Source organism: Amycolatopsis sp. lyj-346, assembly GCF_046548975.1.
Lineage (GTDB): Bacteria > Actinomycetota > Actinomycetes > Mycobacteriales > Pseudonocardiaceae > Amycolatopsis.
Genome location: NZ_JAJPWT010000015.1, coordinates 52525 through 74297, shown reverse-complemented (window position 1 = coordinate 74297; position 21773 = coordinate 52525). Strand labels below are relative to the sequence as shown.

Annotated in this window: 15 protein-coding genes and 1 pseudogene (1 of these 16 running past the window's edge); 5 read left to right on the top strand and 11 right to left on the bottom strand. The window is 70.4% G+C overall.

Going from position 1 to position 21773, the window contains the following annotated elements:
- Positions 1-246: 246 nt before the first annotated feature.
- The 5 genes and pseudogenes from ACLJQE_RS33920 to ACLJQE_RS33900 form a co-directional block, all read right to left on the bottom strand.
- Positions 247-609 (bottom strand): hypothetical protein, encoded by a 363-nt coding sequence (locus ACLJQE_RS33920; RefSeq protein ID WP_410643619.1) that lies wholly within the window; start codon positions 607-609, stop codon positions 247-249.
- Between the two features lie 220 nt (positions 610-829).
- Positions 830-1185 (bottom strand): annotated as a pseudogene (locus tag ACLJQE_RS33915) (transposase); the annotation flags it as partial.
- A 371-nt stretch (positions 1186-1556) separates the two neighbouring features.
- The gene (locus ACLJQE_RS33910; protein ID WP_410643618.1) at positions 1557-1715 is read right to left on the bottom strand and encodes a hypothetical protein; all 159 of its coding nucleotides are present in this window, start codon (positions 1713-1715) and stop codon (positions 1557-1559) included.
- Positions 1716-1839: 124 nt separating this feature from the next.
- Positions 1840-3303 (bottom strand): arabinofuranosidase catalytic domain-containing protein, encoded by a 1464-nt coding sequence (locus ACLJQE_RS33905; protein WP_410643617.1) that lies wholly within the window; start codon positions 3301-3303, stop codon positions 1840-1842.
- A gap of 19 nt (positions 3304-3322) precedes the next feature.
- Positions 3323-4699 carry an alpha-L-fucosidase gene (locus tag ACLJQE_RS33900; RefSeq protein WP_410643744.1) on the bottom strand — a complete coding sequence of 459 codons (1377 nt, stop codon included), beginning with the start codon at positions 4697-4699 and terminating at the stop codon, positions 3323-3325.
- 63 nt (positions 4700-4762) lie between these two features.
- Between ACLJQE_RS33900 and ACLJQE_RS33895 the strand changes: the two genes are divergently transcribed.
- Positions 4763-4933 carry a hypothetical protein gene (locus tag ACLJQE_RS33895; RefSeq protein ID WP_410643751.1) on the top strand — a complete coding sequence of 57 codons (171 nt, stop codon included), beginning with the start codon at positions 4763-4765 and terminating at the stop codon, positions 4931-4933.
- Between the two features lie 334 nt (positions 4934-5267).
- Here the strand turns inward: ACLJQE_RS33895 and ACLJQE_RS33890 are convergent, their stop codons facing one another.
- Together ACLJQE_RS33890 and ACLJQE_RS33885 are read right to left on the bottom strand one after the other, a co-directional pair.
- Positions 5268-5708, bottom strand: coding sequence for an NADAR family protein (locus tag ACLJQE_RS33890; protein ID WP_410643616.1), 441 nt, complete (start codon positions 5706-5708; stop codon positions 5268-5270).
- Between the two features lie 188 nt (positions 5709-5896).
- Positions 5897-6628, bottom strand: coding sequence for a hypothetical protein (locus ACLJQE_RS33885; protein ID WP_410643615.1), 732 nt, complete (start codon positions 6626-6628; stop codon positions 5897-5899).
- A 1184-nt stretch (positions 6629-7812) separates the two neighbouring features.
- On the opposite strand from ACLJQE_RS33885, the gene ACLJQE_RS33880 reads away from it, so the two are divergent.
- The 4 genes from ACLJQE_RS33880 (at position 7813) to ACLJQE_RS33865 (ending at position 10737) form a co-directional block, all read left to right on the top strand.
- Positions 7813-8169 carry a hypothetical protein gene (locus ACLJQE_RS33880; RefSeq protein WP_410643614.1) on the top strand — a complete coding sequence of 119 codons (357 nt, stop codon included), beginning with the start codon at positions 7813-7815 and terminating at the stop codon, positions 8167-8169.
- A 169-nt stretch (positions 8170-8338) separates the two neighbouring features.
- Positions 8339-8626, top strand: a complete 288-nt coding sequence (locus ACLJQE_RS33875; RefSeq protein ID WP_410643613.1) for a hypothetical protein — start codon at positions 8339-8341, stop codon at positions 8624-8626.
- Positions 8627-8752: 126 nt separating this feature from the next.
- Positions 8753-9754: an ABC transporter substrate-binding protein gene (locus ACLJQE_RS33870; RefSeq protein WP_410643612.1), complete on the top strand. Its 1002-nt coding sequence runs from the start codon at positions 8753-8755 to the stop codon at positions 9752-9754.
- 194 nt (positions 9755-9948) lie between these two features.
- Positions 9949-10737, top strand: a complete 789-nt coding sequence (locus ACLJQE_RS33865; RefSeq protein ID WP_410643611.1) for a hypothetical protein — start codon at positions 9949-9951, stop codon at positions 10735-10737.
- 345 nt (positions 10738-11082) lie between these two features.
- Here the strand turns inward: ACLJQE_RS33865 and ACLJQE_RS33860 are convergent, their stop codons facing one another.
- From ACLJQE_RS33860 to ACLJQE_RS33845, 4 genes are all read right to left on the bottom strand, one after another.
- Positions 11083-12081 carry a hypothetical protein gene (locus ACLJQE_RS33860; RefSeq protein WP_410643610.1) on the bottom strand — a complete coding sequence of 333 codons (999 nt, stop codon included), beginning with the start codon at positions 12079-12081 and terminating at the stop codon, positions 11083-11085.
- Between the two features lie 221 nt (positions 12082-12302).
- Positions 12303-14504 (bottom strand): non-ribosomal peptide synthetase, encoded by a 2202-nt coding sequence (locus tag ACLJQE_RS33855; protein ID WP_410643609.1) that lies wholly within the window; start codon positions 14502-14504, stop codon positions 12303-12305.
- The gene (locus tag ACLJQE_RS33850; RefSeq protein ID WP_410643608.1) at positions 14498-15181 is read right to left on the bottom strand and encodes a thioesterase II family protein; all 684 of its coding nucleotides are present in this window, start codon (positions 15179-15181) and stop codon (positions 14498-14500) included. The genes ACLJQE_RS33855 and ACLJQE_RS33850 overlap by 7 nt, the downstream gene beginning before the upstream one ends.
- Positions 15178-21773: the 3' portion of an amino acid adenylation domain-containing protein gene (locus ACLJQE_RS33845; RefSeq protein ID WP_410643607.1), read on the bottom strand. It continues 3277 nt past the right edge of the window; the window shows 6596 of its 9873 coding nt (coding positions 3278-9873); its start codon lies beyond the right edge, outside the window; its stop codon occupies positions 15178-15180. The genes ACLJQE_RS33850 and ACLJQE_RS33845 overlap by 4 nt, the downstream gene beginning before the upstream one ends.

The following is a 21773-nucleotide window of genomic DNA, read 5'->3' as shown; positions in this document are numbered from 1 at the left end:
CCTGCCGTAACCGCGGAGCCCGACATCGCGCCACCTGCGGTAGGACACCGGCGGCAGCCACTCCATGCGCCGGCCGTTCTCGTCGTAGGCGTAGGTCGCCGGGACCGTGTCCGATGAGGAACCTCGCCACTGAACCGCGCCGGGTGGTGCTGATCGGCGCCGTCGTTGTGGAATCGGGTTCGCGTGGACGTGTCCGGCCTTCACAGCCCACGCATAGAACTGGTTGACGTGAGAGACCTCTTGGCTTCAAGTCGTGGCGGCCACCCGTGGCCCGTTTTCGTCCCGGCGGCGCCACTGGTGAAAGGCCAAGTGATCAGCTTGGGTGGCATCGCGCCACGAGCGGCCAGACCTCGCTCCCCACAGGAAGTCGAGAAACCGTTTCAAGGCTCCAGCTTGGTTCACGCTGGTGTTCTCCGGTGCCCCGACAACCTGGTGGGACAGAAAGTACGAGTTCAGCGTGACGTCGTACTGGAATGTCGGCGACAGGAGGTATGGAGTTCCGTCCGGAACGTCCTCCGCGTCCAGACAGCCAGACAGGTCGGATGGCAACCCGGCCAGAAACCCCATCGGCTTGTCAACGGCAGGCAGATCCCGAGCCGTGTAGAACACCTGCCATCTTGATCCGGAACGCACTCGGGAAAATTACACGGGCTCTGGCGGTCAGTAACCAGGCGAGTGCAACTCATGCGGCGTGCCAGCGGCGTCGAGTGCCCGGCGAACCCGGTCAATTCGGTGCTGTGAAAGAATATCGAGTGTGTGAACCACCGCCCCACGAGTGGTCCTGGCCAAGCGTCAGCCCAGGCCACCTCGCGGAGCAAGCTCGCGCGGTCCCGACCTCTCGCACCTGCTTGCGGTACTTGTCGTGGCCGTAGCCGCGATCGGCGTAGAGGGCGTCGGGTCGTCGGCGCGGACGACCGCGACGGCCCCGCACCGCGGGGACGGCCTGGATCAAGGGCATCAACTGGGTGACGTCGTTGCGGTTGCCGCCGGTCAGCGACACCGCCAACGGGATGCCGTGCGCTTCGGTGATCAGATGATGCTTCGAGCCAGGCCGGGCACGGTCGACCGGGCTCGGCCCGGTTTTGGGCCACCCTTCATGGCTCGCAGGTGCGAGCCGTCGATCACCGCCCGCGACCAGTCCAGCGCGCCGGCACCGTTCAACTCGGTCAACAGCGATTCGTGCACCAGGGCAACAGTTACTAGCTCAGGTGCTGGCCCGGCTACGCCGACTACCCATCTGGACCTGACCACTCGGCCCATCGGCCCTGTCCCAGCCCACGGAGACCAGCGACCCGGCGCCACCTGGGTTACCGGCATGCCCACCGACCGAAACACCACATCACCCATCGACTACCAGCGATGCGTTCCGATCATGACCCCACTATCCGTGGATCCGGGTCAGAAGCACTGGGCTGGGGTCCGGTGCTGATACAGGCGATCGTCTCCGCGGCGGGCTGGGCGGTCCTCGTGCGCTCGTCTCCCACCACCGTCGGCGTGCTCGTCAAGTGATCGCGCACGCCTCAAGGCAGCGCTCGCGTGGTGCTGTGCGCCGCCACTCAGGGTGTGCCACCCGAGGCGCAGATGTCGCAGGGCCCGGTGGTGGCGGCCTGGGCGCTCGGCGCGCCCGAGAGCAGGACGAATCCGGTGCTCGCGACGAGCGCGAGTGAGGTCGCCGCGGCAAGCATGATGCCGCCTGTTCTTCTTCCTGCGTCCATCCATCTCCATTCACGCGTGCCCGGCCTGGTGCCGCGGTGATGGGTCGATGAAGTGCCGGAGAGGGCCGGGCGTGCCGCCGCAAGACCACGACGGCGGCACGCCCGACCGGACGTTCTCCGACGATCAGCTGCGGAGTTTCCACTGCTGGTTGCTGCCGCCGTGGCAGGCCCAGAGGATCAGCTTCGTGCCGTTGGCGGAGCCGGCGCCGTTGGCGTCGAGGCACAGCCCGGACTGGACGCTGGTGATGGTGCCGTTGGCGTTGACGTTCCACTGTTGGTTGTTCTGGCCGTGGCAGTCCCAGATGACGACTTGGGTGCCGTTGCTGGTGCCTCGGCCGGAGGCGTCGAGGCACTTGTTGCCGTAGACCTGGAGTTGTCTCCCGGCGGTGTGCGTCCAGCGCTGCTGGCTGGCGCTACCGCAGTCCCAGAGCTGCGCTTGGGTGCCGTTGGTGGTGCTGCCGTTCGGCACCTCGACGCAGCGGCTGGACGCGCCGCCCACGATCTGGGCGCCCTGCTGCGGGTCGCCCGGTGCGTAGGCGGCTGCTGTGATGTTGGCTTGTACGGCGTCCTCGGTCGCCGCGGTCGGGTAGCCGGAGGTCATCACGCCCTCGTAGAAGGTGCCGCGGCCGGTGTTGCTGTTGTCGCCGCCGATGCCGAGCAGGATGGCGCCTTCCTTCTTCATCGGGTGGTAGCCGTTGGGGCGGCGTCCGTCGAACAATGTCGTCAGCCCGCCGGACTGCGCGTTGCCGCCGCGGATCGCCCAGTGGTTCGGCTCGCCCTTGACGATGGCCGTCAGGAAGCGGTGGCTGATGGGGGGCATGGGGTTGTACCGCGCGTTCACCCCGGTGAACAGTCCCCACTCCATGTCGGCCATGATCCATGGGCCGCTGCCGTCCCCGTAGCCCCACACCCTGTTGTTGCCGAAGTAGATGGTCTCCATGATGCCGATGTCGTCGGCCATGGCGTTCGTCTGCGCGTTGCCGTAGTCGAAGCAGCACCCGTCGTTGTAGTGCGTACCGTCGAGGACGGCATAGATGCCCTCCGGCTGGTCGCCCTTCGCGATGCCGTTGGTGTTGTTGTTGCGGTAGCCGGTGCCGGGCGCGATGTAGACGCCGTACGCCTTCTGACCGCCGATGCTGATCGGCGCCGCCTTCGCGTCTGCGAGGTTGTCCGACCCGCCAGGGCCGGGGCCCGGCACGCCGCCACCCATGGCCTGGGTGAGGCGGTTGTTCCGGCCGGACTGGTCGTAGATGACGGTGATGACGCAGTTCGTGCTGGCGCAGAACGCGTCCTGCGCGGCCGCGTCGGCTACCCCGCCCTCGCTCAGCACGCCGATGTCCTTGGTGGTGTTGTCCGACGAGCGGCGGACCTGGTACAGCGGACCGTTGTAGGCGCCGGACAGCGCCCGGGTGGTGCTGTGCGCGGCGACGCACGGCGTGCCGCCGGAGGCGTAGATGTCGCACGGGCCCACTGTGGCGGCCCAGGCTTTCGGCGCGTCGGCGACGACATAGCTGGCGGTACTGAGGGCCAGGAGCAGCGGTAATCCCGCGGCGGCCATGAGGCGACTGATCCTTGTGCTCACGCTCATCGATTCCTCTCGTACGGTGTCACTCAGGAGTGTGTGGAGCGACCGTGGGGATGGAACTCGCTGGTCGGCTGCGCAGGCTCCACTGCTGGTTGGTGCCGCCGTTGCAGTCCCAGGTCACCACCGCGGTGCCGTTGGTGGTGCCCCAGGCGTAGGCGTCGAGACACTTGCCGCCGACGGTGAGCTGCTTGTTCGCGGTGTACGTCCAGCGCAGGTTGGTGCCACCGGTGCAGTCCCACAGCTGCGCCTGGGTGCCGTTGGCCGCCGCCCCGCGGTCGATGCAGCGACCTGACTGGCCGCCGACGATCGTGGAGGTGGTGCCGCCACCGACGCTGCCGGGCCGGAGGTGGAGGCCGAACTCGGCGATGGCCGGTACCGCTCGGGAGCCGGTGATCCGCAGCCGTAGCCGGCTCGTGGAGACCGGGGCGGCCAGGCGGTCCAGCAGTCCCTGCCGGTTCGGGGAGATGTTCAGCAGGAAGTTGCAGTTGCGCCCCACCGACCCGTAGTGGATGTTCAGCAGTTCGGGCAGGGGTCGCCAGCTGTCACCGGGTTGCCAGAACCAGTTGTGGCGCGCCGACAAGGTGCCGTTGCACTCGCCGGGGGACCATCGCAGCACGTTCCATGCGCTGGTCCCGTTCGAGTTCCGCCGGGACAGCACCGCGTCGCTCGCAACGTCGGGGGCGGTGTTGAAGCCGGGCACGGGCAGTGCGGTGTCGGCGGCGTTGGCGATGTTGCCGTTGGTCGGCACGACCGACCACTCCGACGTACGTGCGTAGCCGTCTTCGTTGCCGATCCGGCGCACGTCCGGCCCGCCGTCGCCTTCGAGGACCGCCGTGGGCTGCAGCTTGCGGGCCATGGCGGTCCAGTCTGCGAAGTTGTAGGGCTGGTTGCGGCCGGTGGGGTTGGCACCGTCCAGCCAGATCTCGGTCACTGGGCCGTAGCGGGTGAGCAGCTCGTAGAGCGTGTTCTCGAAGTACGTGTTGTAGTCGTCGGAGTTGAACTGGAACGTCACCCCGTCGACGACATCCGCGGGGTGCGACGGGATGTTCACTGGCCTGGAGGGGCTGCCGTTCGCGAACTTCCCGCCGGGCTGGTTCTCGCGCATGTCGGCCGGTGAGACGTAGAAGCCGACCTTCAGCCCGTACTTGTGCATCGAGTCCGTGAAGCTCTCGAGCACATCGCCGCGGCCGCCGGCCCACGAGGAGGAGGTCACGCCGAACCTGGAGTAGTTCGACGGGAACAGCAGGAAGCCGTCGTGGTGCTTGGCGGTGAGGATCGCCCCCTTGAACCCGGCGTCCTTCATCGCGACCGCCCACTGGTCGGTGTTCAAGCCGGTGGGTTGGAAGGAGTTCGGGTTCTCGGTGCCGGTGCACCACTCCCTGCCGGTGAAGGTGTTGATGCCGAACTGGATGAAGTTGTACTGCTCGAGCCGCTGCCAGCCAGTTGGCGCGGTGACGGCACGATGTCCGCGGCCTTCATGATGATCGTGGCGGGCGAATCGGCGGGCGCCAAGGGGGCCACCTGGACGGATGCGGCCGCGATGGCGTTGCTGGGTAAGGACAGGGTGAGCACGACCGAGCCGAGCGCGCTCAGTGCCGCCAATGTCGTTCTGCCACGGGTCCGCCCTCGGTGAGGGCCGACCGGGCGCCGCTTCAGTGGGTTCACACATTCCTCGCTGTCGTCAGTTGGCGCGGTCACCGCTGCCCCTGAAATCCATGGAGGTGGCCACTTGTCGGCGTGGAACGGTGGCGAGCGATCGGGCGCCGCGCGTTCCTCGCGGATGACTTCAACGCCGGCCGCACGTCCGCCACATGAACCGCGGAAGGTGCGGGTTGGCCGCCGAGTTCGGTCGAGTTCGTGGCCCGGCAGGCGCATGCCTCAGGTGAGTGGCGGAGGGTCGAGCATCGGCGATCCCCTTACAGCGCATAGTCACGGATGAGAGCCGTCATCATGCCCGCGCACACGGTTCACTCGAAGGTTAGACGTATGATGAATCCGCCACAAGGTTCTGACCCGGATCCGTGGTTAGCTAACCAGTCACTGACCAACCGTGCACAAGTCTGGTCGTGCCAGGTGTGGCGTTCGATCAGGCAGGCGGTGCCGGTGGCCAGCAGCCGCTCAGCCAGCACCGGGTCGGCGAACTTCGCCTCGAGCACCTGCTGCATGACCAGGTAGCGGTGTAAGTCGTCCCAGCCGGGACGCAGCTCGACCCGGCGGCCGCGGCGCTTCGCTTCCCCCGGAGACGCCGCAGCGGCGATCCAGGCGCGCCGCTGCGGGTCAAGGGTCTTGCCGGCGTTGTAGGCGGCCTCGCCGCTCGGGTAGGCGTCGCCGTCCCAGGTCAGCGGGTGCTCGTAGAAGTTGCTGAGGAACAGGTGGTCGCCGGCGAAGCCGTTGACGAGGTCGGGCATGGGCGCGCTCCGATCGGTGATGGGCGGTGACGGGCGAACGCGCAGCGACCGGGCCCGGGGTGGGCAAGGGTTTCCGCGTCAGCGGCGCCTTGCGCCCTTCCTGACTGCCCCCGGGCCCGGCCGCTGCGCTGGTTGTCGGTCACCAGCCGGGCTCACCGTGGGAGCGCGCCCGCTCCCCTGCCGCGAGGTCAGGCCTGGCGCAAGACGTCGACGAGCGCGTGCTCGACCTGGCGCGGAACCTCGTCGATGTCGGCGATCCGAATCGGGATCGCGCCGGTTGGGACGATCGTGGTGGCGTGTTCGGAGGCCAGATCCAGCCACAGGACGCGGACGCCGTGGCGGGTGAACCGGTCGACGATGTCGGCGGCCTGCCGCTCGATGTGGAAGCCGTAGCGCCCGTCGCTGACGACGAACACCAGCTGGGCGCCCTGGCCGGCCGTGAGCCGCAGCGCGCCGTCGAGCGCACGCATGGCCGGGACGAACTCGTGGTGGCCGTCGGGCGCGTCGAACTCCTGCACCACGGCCGGGGGAACCCCGGGTTGGGTGATGGCGGTGACGCGCTCGCCGAAGGCGACGGTCGCCGATGTGCCGTCGACGTCGCCAGCTGCGTGCGCCACGATCCACGCCACGCTGGCCAGGATCGGCGTCGCCCAGGCCACTGTCAGCACCTTGCGCCACACCCGGCGCAGCCGGTCGAAGTTTTTGCGCCCGACCGGCACGACACCTTCACCCTCGACACGATCGCGGTCTACTGCGGCTGGTCCGGCCAGCTGCTCACCTATCCCCTGCCGACGCTGCTGGGCGCCTCCGGCCACGGCGACCCGGCCGCGCTGGCCCGGCTGCGCAGCGAATTCGGCGTCCAGCTCGCCGCCGAGCTGGACGGCTACGCGGCGTGGCGAGAACGTCAGCGCTATCTCCATCGCTGACCTCGTAGGTCGCGGTGATCGGCCGCTCGCGATCGCCAGCCGGTACGAGCGAGAACCGGTTGGCGATCGCGGCGGGTCGAACATCCCGGCCGGCTGCGCGCCTCAACCCGATTGGTCGGGCCGAAGCGGACCGAGCAACGGGGCGGCACTATGGGCCAGTGATGCTCAGGCTAGTTGTTTACCCAAAGGTCCCACCTGCCGTTCCGGGGCGTGCAGTCATAGCTGGTATATGCGGGCCACCACTGGTCGATGTACGCGGATCCATAATAGTCGCATTGCCACTCGTACGGGTAATTGGCAATCCAACGGGTGCCTTCCGCGACGGCGCTGGGAGCACTGGTGGCAGGCGTGCTGGGTGCAGCCTCGGCAGTGGACCCAACCAGCATGATGCCAGCAGCTGAGGCCAGGCCGGCAATCGCCGCTAGAGCCTTGTTCATGAGACTCCTTTCATTGGCGAAGCGCCCCTCGACAGAGGGCGCAGAGATTGACGCAGTAGCCGTTGAACTTGCAAGTTCAACTTCGAGTGTCACAGCTTCAGGCAACGGGATATAGGTGCATTTGGATGAATCTTAACGACTGCATTTTTTTGCCGAAACAGCCAATATTATCTCGATTGATCGGGGACCCCTCCCAAGGAATATTCTCTAGGATTTCGTCCTTGTTTCCGGACTCAGTCGAGCGCGACCACTAACGCGCCAATCAGTCGCGGCCGGGATCACCGGGCGGCATCGGCTCAGGTCCATGTGAACGTTCGCGACGCCCGGGCCCAGCCCGCGTTCGGTCGACGGGTCAGCTGGGGTTCTTCGCCAGGTCCCTGGCCGGGCCGGCGAACAGCGTCACGATGCAATGCACCCGTCTCCGTCTCCGTCTCCGTCTCCGTCTCCGTCGCGGTCGACGTCGCGGTGATGATCTGCTCGCCGGGCGTCCTGGGCGCGGGCCGCGGCCGCGATGGTGCTCTTGCCGGCGCCGGAAGGTCCGCGCAGCACAATCAGCCGGTACCAGGCAAGCCGGTCGGTGCTGCTGTGAGCGAACTCGAAGGCACCGGTCTTCCCTGGCCGCCCGGATTCTCCGATGTCTGCCGCACGCGATCACGGTAGCTACGACCACGATCGGCTGGCCGCCTCCGGCCACTGCGGGCCGGCAGCGTTGGCGGGCCACCCGCGCTACCTCCCCATCCCGTGCCCGAAGCCGTGTTCCTAGCCGTGGCGGAGGTGGTCGTAGTACTACTCGTCGTGCCGGTCACGGTTGGCGAGCTGGCGCTGCACCTGTTCACGGCGTTCGGCGCGCTCGTCGGCCTGATGCAGTTCAAGGCGGCGATCGACGACCAACGCGTCAATCCCACACGAGGGAAGTCCGCGCTGGACATCGTGTTCGCGGCGCTGGAAACGGCGTTCGAAGCCGTGAAGGCCGACTCCTCGGAGGACCGGCCGCCGTTCGTCGTGACGACCGCTGACGAGCACCATGCCGTCCCGACCGCCGCAGTCCAGGTGTTCGCCCCCGTTGCTCCGTCCGACCCGTCGCCTCGGTGCGGCTGAGCGCGCGCTCCAATCCCGCTCCGCGCCTCGCCGCACCTCCATGCCTGTCCCGGCCCGGCACACCCAGCCCCCGGGGCCGGGACAGGCCCCAGCCCCCGGCTCCGCCTCCCGCCTCCCCGCATCCCTCGGGGGGCGGGGCCGGGCCACCGAAGCACAGAGGAGCCGACCTGTGGCTGACGACGAACCCGAGGATGTCCTGTCCGCCGTCCTGGTGCCCGACTTCGCGCACCTCGCTCTCCGCGTCAATGACGGCGACATCGCGGTCTTCGGCTGGGAGTGGACCGAAGAGGGTCCCGAAACGTTCGAGGCGCTGTTCGAGGAGGCAGCCAAGGACGCGATGTTCGAGCGCATCGCGCACAAGCGTGTGACGATCGCATGGAAAGCCGGCGTGCTCCCCGACCCCGAGCGCAAGCGCCAGGCGATTGCCTCCTTGGAGGCGTACCGGGACCATCGCTAGGTCCCTCGAAAGCTGGCGCTCTAGCTCTGTCGCGAACGTGAGCGCCATAGGCGCAGACCCCGGGGATGAGCGACAGCACCCGGGGTCTGCGCGCACCCCATCCCCACCACAAGAGAAGGCAGAAACATGGCTGTCAGACGTTGGAAAATGCTGTGCTGCATAGCTTCCTCGGCGGTCGTTGGCCTCACCGGATGCTCCGCCCTGGGGGGTTCGAGCGATGAGCCGGACAAGCCCGGCGCGGGCGGGCTGGAGAAGACCTCCCTCAAAATTGCTATCCAGCCGTCCGTGGATGCCGCGCCGGTCTGGCTGGCGCAGGACGGCGGCTACTTCAAGGCCGAGGGCCTCGACGTTCAGACGGTCGTCGGGAACGACGGCCCTACGGTTCTGGCCAAGGTGAAGTCCGGGGACGCCGACCTCGGGGGAATCACGTACCCGGTGGCGTTCGTTGCCCAGCAGAGCGGGGCGGTGGATCTGCGGTTCGTGGCCGATGGCACGGCGGCGAGCCCCAAGAGCAACCAGCTGTTCACGGTCCCGAACTCGCCGGTGAAGGCGGTCACCGACCTGCCGGGCAAGAGGATCGCCATCACGTCGAAGAATTCGACCTCCGACATCCTGACCCGCGCCGTGATGAGGGACCACGGGCTCGACTACAGCAAGGTCACCTGGGTCTTCTTGCCCCTGCCGAACATGGCGGCGGCGCTCAGGGACGGTCAGGCGGATGCGGCCTACCAGCCGGAGCCGTTCGCTCAAAAGACCGCTCGGACAGTCGGCGCCACAGCGTTCATCGATGTGGCACACCCGAGCACGAGCACGGAGGACTTCCCGGTTCTCGGCTACTCCGCCCAGAGGGAGTGGACCGAGAAGTACCCCAACACGATGGCGGCGTTCCAGCGCGCCATGTTGAAGGCGACTCGCGACGTCAACGCCTCCCGCGCGACCTGGGAGCCGCTGGTTGTCAAGTACGCGAAGGTGGAGCCTGAGGACGCGAGTCTGATGGTTGCGCCGCGGTTCACATCGACTCTCGACGCGAGACGTCTTCAGCGCGTGCCGCGTCTGATGCAACAGCTCGGTGTCATCCCGACCGAAGTCGACGCAGCCAGCATGATTGTCAAGCAGGTCTCTCCCTAAATCTCCCTCCTCGCGCGCGAGGAGGGAGATAACGAGCAAGGGTCCCGCCCTTCCGATCGGGCGGGACCCTCTCCATTTCACGGAAGCCGAGCTGGCTGTCAGGTTGATCAAGCGAGGACGCAAGTACGGCATCACGTTGTTGCTTGCCACCCAGTCACCGACCAAGGACAATCCCCCGGGAGATCACACGCAACGTGTCCTGCGGCGTCGCGTTCAGCGTCGCCGATCAGGTGGCCAACGACGGGCTACTCGGGTCGGGCAAGTACGCGGCCGGCATCCGTGTGACCGAACTACGGATCAACACCGACCGGGGAACCTGCGTCGCAGCCGGCATCACCGATGAGACGTTCGAGCTGGTCCGCACGTTCTACGTCCCGTTCGAGGACGGAGCCGACGACGTCACCCCGGTTATCGGCCGGGCCCTGGCGGTGATCGAGGAGGCGGGCCGGGCCGTCAAAACCAGCGCACGCCCGCAACTTGAGACGGGCGGACCGGCAGAGGTGGACGAGCTGACCGATCTCGCCAAGGTCATCGGCGGGGATGCCCGGATGCGCATGCAACAGGTGCTGACGCGGCTGGGGGAGCACAACCCGGAGCACTACGGCGGGTGGAGCTTCGCCGCGCTGGCCGCGATGCTCGCCGACCACGGCGTCACCGCCCGCAAGTCCCACGGCATCATGACCGTGCGCGCCGCCGATGTGACCGCCGCACTCACCCGTCGAAACACCACCGAAGAAGCCGGGGAGGCGATCGGGGAGAACTCCCCGGATCCCCATGTCCTCCCCAGCTCTTCCCCACCTCAAGTCCCCGCACTGACCAGCGAAAACAGTAGTCAGGGAGCCAGAGAAGTCACTGCCAGCAAAATCCCGAACCAGGCCGGCAACTCGAGCGATTCCGCGACCGGTGAAGAGCCCTCCCCGGCTCCCCCTCCGACCGGACGAAGGGAGGTGATCCGGCGGTTGTCCGACCACCTTCACCACTGACCACCGGAACACCGCGCCCCGTTACCGTCTTGGTAGTTTCTGGTCAAGGAGCTGTGGTCGCCAGGCTCGGCATGACTTGCGCCCCAGGCGAACCCATGATCTCGGGGGGTGTCACCGGGTCTGGTGGCATCGACCGACCGCTGAATTCGATGACGAACACGAAGGCGGGCAACTCCCACATGCCGGTGTTGACACCGGTTCGTCCGCGACGCCGAGGTGTGGGCGCGGGCTCGGCTGACCGACATCGCCGAGGTGTGCCGCGAGCTCGCCGACGCCTGACCACCGACCCCACCCTGGCCACTGAACCGGCCGAACCGCCCGGTTCCGGGCCGCATGCAAGCGACGTCAGCAGCCGCGGTGGTAGGCCACCGCCCGCGGTTGCGTCGTGCCCGGCAACCTGATGGTCGCGGCCAGCGTTCCGTCGTCGGTGAGCCCCGCGGGCCGCGGTGCCGCGTTGAAGTCGGCGTCGCCGGCCAGGTCGGCGGTGGGTTCGCCGTTGTCCCAGATGCGGAGTTCGTAGTTCTCGGGGCCGGAGGTGTGGGCCACGCCGGCCATCGTCGTGCCGGCGTCGAGGAACAGGGTGTCGGCCGCTTCGGTGGTCGTGTGCACGACGTTCCCGGCCAGGTCCGCCTCGATGGCGACCATCGTCAGCTCGGGCGTGACGACCGAAGCGGCGATGCGGCCGCCGTGGAAGGCCTCGAGGTAGACCGCGCCGCCGGGGTACAGCGGGGGCAGCTGCCGGTAACCGCCGTCGGTGGCGCGGACGAACACCTCGCCCGAGCGCTCGCCGACGTCGGTGTAGAGCAGGACGCGGCCCTGCTCGTCGACGTCGACCGGGTAGGTGTCGTAGAGGTGCTGCGGATCCGGGTTCAGGACCTCGGCCGTGCCCGGCCGCGCGGCGGCCCACAGCACCGGGTGGACGTCGCCGCCGAACTGACCGTAGGCGACACCGATGACGTCCCCGGCGTTGTTGACGTGCGTGGCCTTGGCGGACCGGAACCCTTGCGGCATGGGCAGGTTCACGTATTGGCCACCGCGGTACACGACGGGTTTCGCGGCCCACCAATCACCGGTCCCCCCGTCCCCCACGACGTCTCCGGAGGAGTTGATGTCGCGCACTTCGACCAGGCGGAACGACGACACGACCTGACCGCCGTGCCACCGCACCTGCGAATACGCGTCGGGGCCGCGCACCGCTCCGACGAACCAGCCGCCTTCGGCCGCCGCGTAGACCTCGCTGCTGGTGTAGGGCGCCGGCAGCGCCAGCGGTGTCATCGCCCAGGTGCAGCCCGCCGCCACCGCGGGTTGTGCGCCGGGCACGAGGGCGGCGCCGAGCGCCGCCACGAGTAGAAGAGTTCGCTTGAACATGGTTCCCCCGGGAGTCGGCCGTCTCCCCCACCACGCCCGGCAGCCCCGGGAGGTTTGGCCGCCGACCGAACCGCCACCCGAACGGCTCAACGAGCCGGCGTCACAGGTCCAGGGCACCCACGAACAGTGCGCCCGCGCCCGAGGGCGAGCTGCCGGCGCCGGGCCTGCGCGACAACGACGAGGATGACTCGGCCCGTTCAGTCCCTGCTCTCCAAGCCCGCCGCGACTGCGCGGACCGTGGGCGCCCGATAAAGGTTCGCCAGGACGATCGGCGGCATCCCGGCCTCCGTCATGGCGGTGCTGAGCCGGACCGCGTACATCGAATTCCCACCCAGCTCGAAGAAGTCGTCGTCCGGTCCGACGGCCACGCCGAGGACCGTGCTCCAGATCCGCCGCAGCCGGCCGACCAGGTCGTTCTCGTCCTCGGGGGTCGGGGCCGACCCGGAACGGGGTTCCGGGAGCCGCGCGGTGTCGAGTTTTCCGTTGGGCGTGATCGGTAGCTCCGTCAGCGGGGTGATCGTGGCGGGAACCATGTAGTCCGGGAGCAGCCGGGCCACCCGGTCCCTGATGCCGTCGGTGGTGCCGTCGGCCAGCACGACGTACGCGTCGATCCGGGCCGTCGCCGGATCGGCCGGGTCACCGTGGCGCACGAGCGCGGCCGCCGCGCGTACGCGGGGTTCCTCCAGCAGGGCCGCGCGGATTTCGCCGAGTTCGACCCGGAAGCCGCGGATCTTGACCTGGTGGTCCGCGCGGCCCAGGTGGTCGAGCGAGCCGTCGGGGCGCAGCCGCCCGAGGTCGCCGCTGCGGTACATCACCCCGCCGGTGTACGGGTCGGGCAGGAACCGTTGCGAGGTCAGTTCTTCCTGGCCGAGGTAGCCGGCGGCGACGCCCGCGCCGCCCACGTGGATCTCGCCGACGACCCCGGGCGGCAGCAGGCGGCCCGCTTCGTCGAGAACGTAGAAGTGCCAGCCCGGCAGGGCCGTGCCGACGCACCGGGTCCCGGCCTCGGCCAGCTCGCGCGTGACCATCAGCTGGGAGGCGTGCACGGTGGTCTCCGTGATGCCGTACAGGTTCACCATCCGGCACTTCGGGTGCCGGTCGAACCACGGCATCAGGACCCGGGCGTCCAGCGGCTCCCCGGCGAAGAGGACCAGCCTCGCGGCGACCGGCCCGTGGTCGGCCATGAGCAGCTGCACGAAAGCCGACGGGGTCTGGCTGAGGACGGTCACCCGCTCGGCCACCAGCAGGTCGCGGAAGCGCGCCGGGTCACGGGACACGTCGTGCCGGACCACCGCGAGCCGGCCGCCGGTGAGCAGGCAGCCCCACATCTCGTACACGGACACGTCGAACGCGCCGGAGTGGAAGAAGCTCCACACGTCGTGCGCGCCGAGGCCGAACAGCTCCCGGGTGGCGTCGACCAGCGCGATCACGTTGGCGTGCGGGACGACGACGCCCTTGGGGCGTCCGGTCGACCCCGACGTGTGGATGACGTAGGCCGGGTCGTCCGGACTGCTTCGGGGACGGGTCGCCCGCGGTTCCGACGTCAGGAGTTCCCCGACGGTCAGCACAAGCGGTGCGAGGCCGGTCCGGCCGGTGACGACGAGCCGCACGCCGGCCCCGTCGAGGACCCGCGCCAGCCGTTCGGCCGGGTGCGCCGGATCGACGGGCACGTACGTCGCTCCGGCCTTGAGCACCCCGAGCACGGCCACGACGAAGTCCGCGGACCGGTCGAGACACAGGCCCACCCGGTCACCCGCGCGCACCCCGGCGGCCCACAGCCCGCCCGCCAGCCTGGCCGACAGCACGTCCAGCGTCCCGTAGGTCAAAGTGGTGTCCCCGTCCGAGACGGCGACCGCGTCCGGGGTCCGGGCGGCGACCCGCCCGAACGCCTCGTGCAGGCAGCCGCGGGAAGTCACCAGTGGTTCCGGTGACCGGCCCAGTGCGGCGATCCGGGTCCGCTCGGCGGCGTCCAGGAGGTCGATCGCCGCAACCGGGCCGGCCGGAGCCTGCCGGTGCACGTGGACGAGGTGGCGTGTGAACTGCTCGACGATCTCGTGCGCGAAGTGGCTGCGCCGGTATTCGACGAGCAGGTGGTCTTCGCGGACGAAGACGGTCAACGGGAACCGGGATCCCTTGTCCCCGGACGACAGCCCGGCGGTGACCGGCTGGTCCGCCGGGACCGGCCGCAACTGCGCCATCGTGCCGGTGAGATCAACCAGCACCGGGCCGTCGTCGGTGCCGAGCACGACGGAGTCCCGGCCCGAGTACCGCCCGAGCGTGACGGCGAGGGCACCCAGCCAGCCCGTCCGGTCACCGGACGGCTGCGCCAAGGGCACGGTGACGGTCGCCGTGCCGCTCGCCCCGGGTCCGGCCAGCCCCCACCCGGGCGGGCCTAGCACGTCAACCGTCCTTCGTGGACGGTCCGGGCGATCAACCGCAGCAGCGGATGCGGGTCCTCGGCGAGGTACATGTGCCCGCCGGGGAGCTCGGCGGTGGCGAACCCGCCGGTGGTGAACGCCTGCCACGCGGCCGCGTCCGCCGCGCCGACCAGCTCGTCGTCCGCCCCGCGCACCACCGTGACCGGGACGGCGACCCGACCGGCCGGGTCGGGGACGTAGTCCTCGTCCATCCGGAAGTCCGCGCGCAGCGGGGGCAGGAGCAGGGCCCGCATCTCCGGGTGGTCGAACGCCGGGTGGCGGTACCCCGTCATCCGCTCGACCTCGGCGAGGAACTCGTCGTCGGGCAGCCCGGACACCCGGGGCACCCGGCGGCCCCCCGGCGGGGGTGAGCCGCTGACCACCAGGTGGCGCACCTCGGACCCGAGCCGGCGGGCGACCTCGAAGGCGAGCACCGCGCCCATGCTGTGTCCGAAAAGGACGACCGGACCGGTCAGCCCGGCCGCCACGCTGTCGGCGGCCGCGTGCACGTCCCGGTACGGCGCCACGTCGATGAGCCGTTCCCGGCCCGGCAAGGACACCGGCGCCACGTCCAAGCCGTCGGCCAGCCCCGCCCACGCGCGGTAGAACGACGGCCCGGCACCCGCGAACGGCAGGCACACCAGCGGTGTCCCGGTCATCGCCCGTCACCGGCCAGTGCGTCGCACAGCGCCTGGGCGACCTCGGCCATGGCGGACCGTTTCATCATCTCGTAGTGGCCGCAGGCGACGTCGTGCTTGGTGATGGTGCCGGTGACGTAGTCCGTCCAGATGTCGTACTCCGGCAGGCCTTCCGGCCGTTTCTCGGTGGCGTTGAAGAAGAGCACGTCACCGTCGAAGCGCCCCGGGACGAACCGCCGGGACATCCCGACGTTGTTGGACACCACGTGGATCAGGTCGGACACCTTCAGCTCGCCGACCATGTCGGTCAGGAAGCTCTCGCGCATCACTTCGCGCGCCAGGAAGGACACCGGCACCCGGGACTCGGCCGGCTTGTCGACCAGCGGGTACGAGTCGAGCAGGGCCAGCAGGGCCACCTCCTCCCCGGCGGCCTGCAGCTGCACGGCGATCTCGTGCGCGACCAGTCCGCCGAACGACCAGCCGAGCAGGTGGTACGGCCCGGTGGGCTGCACCGAGCGGATCTGCGCGACGTAGTCCGCCGCCATCTCGGTGATGGACGCGGGTTTGGTGGCGGCGGTGTCGATCCCCCTGGCCTGCAGGGCGTAGAGGGGGTGCTCGGGCGGCACGAACGGGATCAGCCCCGCGTAGCTCCAGCCGATGCCACTGGCCGGGTGCACGCAGAACAGCGGCGGCGCGCCCCGGCCGACCCGCACCGGCAGCAGCACCGCGAACGGGCTCTCCCGGTCGTCCAGCCCGACCCGGTCGGCCAGGCGAGCCGGGGTGGGCGCCTCGAACAGATCCCGCATGTTCAGGTCCACGCCGAAGTACGACCGGATCCGCAGCAGGAGTTTCAGCGCCAGCAGCGAGTGGCCGCCGGAGGCGAAGAAGTCCTGGTCCGCGCCGGCCGACGGCAGGCCGAGCACTTCGGCGAACAGCTTGCCGAGTGCGTTCTCGCCCACGGTCCGCGGCGAGCGGGTCACGGCCATCGAGGTCGACCCCGGCTCGGGCAGCGCGTGCCGGTCGAGTTTGCCCAGGTCCGTCACGGGCAAGGTGGCCAGCTCCACGTACAGCTCGGGCACCAGGTAGTCGGGAAGCAGCTCGGCGACGTGCGTGCGCAGGTCCTCTTCGTCGACGACGCCGCCTTCGACGGGAACCACGTAGGCGATCAGCCGCTTGTCCCCCAGCCGGTCCAGGCCCGTGGCCACGGCCGCGTGGGCGAGGGCCGGGTGCGTGGTCAGGGCCGCCTCGACGTCGCCCGGCTCGACCCGGAACCCGCGGATCTTGACCTGGTCGTCCACCCGGCCGTGGAAGTCCAGCGCGCCGTCCGGCCGGACGCTGGCGAGGTCACCGGTGCGGTACATGCGGGCGCCCGGTTCGTCGAACGGGTCGGCGACGAACCGCTGCGCGGTGATCGCGGCGGCGCCGACGTACCCCATGGCCAAGCCGGTGCCGGACAGATAGAGCTCGCCCACCGTCCCGGCCGGTACCGGGTTCAGGTCCGGGCCGAGCACGTGGCACCCCATCCCGTCCATCGGCGTGCCGATCGGGACCGTGGTGGTGCCGTCGGTCACCGGAGGCACCGGCCCGCTCGTGGCGAACGTGGTCGCTTCCGTGGGTCCGTAGGCGTTCACGATTTCGACGTCCGGGCAGGCGGCGCGCACCTTGGCCACCGCGGTGGGCGACACGACGTCCCCGCCGACCCACAGCTGCCGCAGGCCGCCGAAGCACGACGGCACTTCCTCGGCGTAGAGCCGGAACAGGCCGGCGGTCAGCCAGGCCGCGGTGATCCCGTGCTCGGTGACCGTCGAGGCGAGCACGGCGGGGTGCAGCGGTCCGGGCGGCGCGAGGCACACCTGGCCGCCGTTGAGCAACGGCACCCACAGTTCGTAGGTGGCGGCGTCGAAGGCGTGCGAAGAGTGCACGAGGACACGGCGGTGGGCTTCGTCGGCGAACCGCTTGTCGCCGACGAACGCGAGCACGTTGCCGTGCGTGACGGCCACGCCCTTCGGTTCTCCGGTGGAGCCGGACGTGAACATCACGAACGCCACCTGACCGGGTTCGGCCCGCACCCCGGAGGTGGTCGGTTCGGGCAGCGACTCGAGGAACGCGGCGTCCAGCTTGACGACGGTGCGGCCCTCGTCCGGCAGCTCGTCCAGCGCGGTGGTGAGCACCACCTTCGCTCCGGACAGCCGCAGGATCTGCCCGGTCCTGGCCTCGGGGTAGCGGACGTCGAGGGGCACGCAGCTCGCGCCGGTCTTGAGCACCGCCAGCTCGGCGACGACCAGTTCGGCCGACCGGTCGAGGTGGACCGCGACCGGCGTTCCGGCGCCCACCCCACGCTCGCGCAGGTGGCAGGCAAGGCGGTCGGCGAGCCGGTCCAGCTCCCGGTAGGTCAGCACCCGCTCGCCGGCGACCAGCGCGGTCGCGTCCGGGGTGCGTTCGGCGTGGTGGGCGAACAGGCCCGCGACGGTGTCGGTGCCCGCGTCCGGCTGCGGACCGGCGATCAGCTCGCCGATCGGCTGCTCGGGGTGGTCGGCCATGGTCTTCAAGATCCTCCGGTAGTCGTCGGTGAGCCGGCGGATCGCGCCGCGCTCGAACAGCCCCGCGTCGTAGCTCAGCCGGCCGTCGATTCCGTCCGGTCCCTCGGCGAGCATCAGGGAAAGGGTGAACTTCCCGCCGGACGGCTCGGGCAGCGGCTGCGGTCGCACGTCCAGGTCGCCGAGGCGGATGTCGCCGTCCTCGGTGTTCAGCAGGGTCAGCATGAACTGGAACAGGGGGTGGAACCCGGCGGTGCGGACCGGGTTGACCACCTCGACCAGCCGCTCGAACGGGATGTCCTGGTGGGCGTACGCGGCGAGGGCGGTGCGCCGGACGCGGTCGAGCACGTCGGCCACGGGCTCCTCGACGGCCAGCCTGGTGCGCAGCACCAGCGTGTTGACGAAGAAGCCCACCAGGTCGTCGAGCGACTGGTCGGTGCGGCCGGCGACGGAGGTGCCGACCGGGATGTCGTCGCCGGCGCCCGCGGCGGCCAGCACCAGCGCGAAACCGGTCTGCAGCACCATGAACAGGCTCACCTGCCGACGGCGGGCCAGCGCCTCGAGCGCGGCGTGCAGCTCCGGGTCGAGCAGGAACTGCTCGGTCCCCGCGGCCCGGCCGGGAACGCCGCCGGGGCGCTCGATGGCCAGCCGGAGCCGGTCCGGCAGGCCGTCGAGTTCGGCACGCCAGAACGCCAGCTGCCGCGCCGCCACGCTCTCCGGGTCCGTTTCGGACCCGAGCAGGGCACGCTGCCACGCCGCGTAGTCGCCGTACTCGACCGGCAACGCGGCCCAGTGCGGTGGTTTGCCCGCGGTGCGGGCCGCGTAGGCCGTGGCCAGGTCGTCCGCGAGCGGGCGCATCGACCAGCCGTCCATCGCCACGTGGTGCAGGACGAGCACGAAGACGTGGTCGCCGGGGGCGATCGCGAGCAGGTGCGCGGCGTACGGCGGACGCCGGAGGATGTCCAGCCGCCGCCGGACCAGGCGCGTCAGGACGTCGTCGAGGCCGGGTTCGGTCACCTCGGTGACGGGGAGCGGCACGCGCCCGGGCGCCGCGCGGGTCAGCGGGTACGGCTCGCCCAGGCCGTCGTCGGGGAACACGGTGCGCAACGGCGCGTGCCTGCCGACGACGTCCGCCAGGGCCAGTTCCAGCGCGTCCCGGTCGAGTGCGCCCCGGATCCGCATGGCCAGCGGGATCAGGTACGGGTCGCTGTCGGCACCGACGTGCTCGGCGAACCACATCCGGTGCTGCCCGAACGACATCGGCACCGGCCCGGTCGCCCGGCTCAGTGCCGGGCGGCCGGTGCCGCCCTGGCGGAGGAGGGTGGCCAGGCCGGCCACGGTCGGGCGGTCGAACACCGCGCCGATGTCCAGGTCGGTTCCCAGCAGCGCGCGGACCCGGCTGACCAGCCGGGTGGCGAGCAGCGAGTGGCCGCCGAGGGCGAAGAAGCTGTCGTCCAGGCCCACCTCGGGCACGCCGAGCGTCTCGGCGAACAACCCGGCCAGCACGTGCTCGTGTTCGGTCGACGGACGGCGGCCACCCGCCCGTACGGCCGGCTCGGGCGCGGGGAGCGCGTCCCGGTCGACCTTCGCGTTGGGGGTGAGCGGAAGCCGGTCGAGGACGACGAAGTCCCGCGGCACCATGTACTCCGGCAACTGCCCGGCCAGGTGGGCACGCAGTTCGCCGACGAGGTCCGCCGTGCCCGGCCGGGCCGCCGGCTCGTTGGTGCGGTCGCGGGCCTGCTTTCCGCCGCTGTGGACCGGGGGCGCCGGATGGCCGGGTGGGCCGAAGAACGCGTCGAGCACCCCGGGTTCGCCCGAAACCGCCCAGGCGAGCCGGAGCCGGTAGCCGGCCGCGTCCGCCAGGTCGTACAACGCCGACGGCTCGACCGGATCCGCCGCGGCAGGCACGCCGCGTTCGGTCGCCAGCCGCGCGTCGGGGATGCCGGTGACCCGCAGGCCGCCGTCGAGTGCCGCGCGAAGGTCGGCGAGCGTGGCGACGTCCTGTCCCCAGCGGACCGTCCGGTGCGGGAGCGGCTGCCCGGTGCCGCCCTTGCGCACCGCGACGTCGTAGCGGTACCTCGTCAGCTCGTTGTGGTGGCGGCCGCGCTTCACGTTGATTTCGACGCCACAGTCGGCCGCGTACGCGGCGAAGAACGCCGAGTCGACGAGAAGCTCCTTCTCCAGGCGGACGATCCGGTCGACGCGCTGCCGCAGGGCCGGGGGTCCGGCATCCGGTTCGGCCGCGAGCGCCACCCCCGTGGCGAACGTCCGCTGCAGCCCCAGGTTGCGGACGTCGCCCACGAAGACCACTCCGCCCGGGCGCAGCAGGGCCAGGCACCCGCGCAGCACGTCGTCCAGGTACGCGGCGCCGGGGAAGTACTGGACGACGGAATTGAGCACGATCGTGTCGAAGAAGCCGGTGGGCAGGCCGGTGAAGTCCTCGGCGGACCGCACCTGCAGCTCCACCCGGCCGGCCAGTTCGGGGAACCGGTCGACCTGCGCCTGAAGGGTCGCGATGGACGGCGCGGAGAAGTCGGTGCCCCAGTACGTCGTGCACTCGAACGCCAGCTGCGCGAGCAGCAGGCCGGAACCGACGCCGATCTCCAGCACCCGCCGGGGCTCGAGGTCGCGGATCCGGCGAACGGTGTCGTCACGCCACTCGACCATGTGCTCGAGCGGGATCGGTGCGCCGTCGTAGGTGCTGTTCCAGCCGCCGAAGTCCGCGCCGAACGGGGCGTTCCGCGGCTGGTCGTAGTGCCGGTCGTAGACGGCGAGCCACTCCGCGGTCTGCCGCGCCTCGTCGTCCTTGTCGCGGCCGGGTTCCGGCGCGGGCACCACGTAGGCCGTCAGCGACCGGTCGCCCCGGCCGTCGGCGCGCACCTGCACCGTCGCCTGGGCCAGCGCCGGGTGCCGCACGAGCGCGGCCTCCACCTCGCCGACCTCGACCCGGAAACCCCGGATCTTCACCTGCCCGTCCGGCCGGCCGACGAACTCCAGCACGCCGTCCGCACGCCACCGGGCCAGATCACCCGTGCGGTACATGCGCCCGCCGGTGTACGGGTCCGCCACGAACCGCTCCGCGGTCAGGTCCGGCCGGCCGAGATAGCCCCGGCCGACCCCGGCGCCCTGGATGTACAGCTCACCCGTGACGCCGGGAGGAGCCGGCTGCAGGTCGCGATCGAGGACGTACGCGCGCACGCCGTCCATGGGACGGCCGATCGGCACGGTCCGCCCCATGACCGAGTCGTCCAGCGGGATTCCCGTGCAGCACAGGGTGATCTCGGTCGGGCCGTAGATCGCCGTGACGGTCGTGTCCGGAGCCGCGGCCCGGACCCGCTGCACGGCTGCCGGCGACACCACGTCCCCGCCGGTCCACACCTCCCGCACCCCGGCGAACGCTTCCGGCGCCTCCTCGGCCATCAGGCGGAACAGGCCCGCGGTGAAGAGCACCCCGGTGACCCGCTCGCTCGTCATCACCTCGGCGAACGCGCGGGGGTCGACGTCGCCGGGTGGCGCGATGACGATCCGGTGGCCGTTGAGCAGGGGCGCCCACAGTTCGAACGTCGACGGGTCGAACGCGCTCGGTGCGTGCAGCAGCACCCGTTCGGCGCTGCACCCGCGGGTCCCGTCGCCGTGCCAGCACCGGTCGTAGGCCAGTTCCAGCACGTTGCGGTGGGTGATCGAGACGCCCTTGGGTTCCCCGGTCGACCCGGACGTGTACATGACGTAGGCCAGCTGGTCCGGGTGCCCGGCCACGTCCGGGTCTTCGGCCGGGGCGGGCCCGGCCACGGCTGCGGTGTCGTCGACGTGCAGGATCGCTCCGCCGAAGTCGAGGTCCGCCGGGCAGATCCCGGTGTCGGTGAGCAGCACCCGGCTTCCGGTCCGGCCGAGCACCTGGGCGAACCAGGCGGGCGAGTACGCGGTGTGCAAGGGCACGTACGTCCCCCCGGCCTTGAGGATCCCGAGGATGGCCACGACCAGGCCCGCCGACCGGTCCTTGAGCACGGCCACCGCGTCCTCCGGGCCGACCCCGAGCGCGATCAGCCGGTGCGCGAGCCGGTTCGCCCGCCGGTCCA

What these genes read in the sequence shown, in the direction of transcription:
- ACLJQE_RS33910 (WP_410643618.1), bottom strand. Translation starts at nt 1,715, where the DNA reads ATGGACGCAGGAAGAAGAACAGGCGGCATCATGCTTGCCGCGGCGACC.
- ACLJQE_RS33905 (WP_410643617.1), bottom strand. Translation starts at nt 3,303, where the DNA reads ATGAGCGTGAGCACAAGGATCAGTCGCCTCATGGCCGCCGCGGGATTA.
- ACLJQE_RS33895 (WP_410643751.1), top strand. Translation starts at nt 4,763, where the DNA reads ATGTCCGCGGCCTTCATGATGATCGTGGCGGGCGAATCGGCGGGCGCC.
- ACLJQE_RS33890 (WP_410643616.1), bottom strand. Translation starts at nt 5,708, where the DNA reads ATGCCCGACCTCGTCAACGGCTTCGCCGGCGACCACCTGTTCCTCAGC.
- ACLJQE_RS33885 (WP_410643615.1), bottom strand. Translation starts at nt 6,628, where the DNA reads ATGGAGATAGCGCTGACGTTCTCGCCACGCCGCGTAGCCGTCCAGCTC.
- ACLJQE_RS33870 (WP_410643612.1), top strand. Translation starts at nt 8,753, where the DNA reads ATGGCTGTCAGACGTTGGAAAATGCTGTGCTGCATAGCTTCCTCGGCG.
- ACLJQE_RS33850 (WP_410643608.1), bottom strand. Translation starts at nt 15,181, where the DNA reads ATGACCGGGACACCGCTGGTGTGCCTGCCGTTCGCGGGTGCCGGGCCG.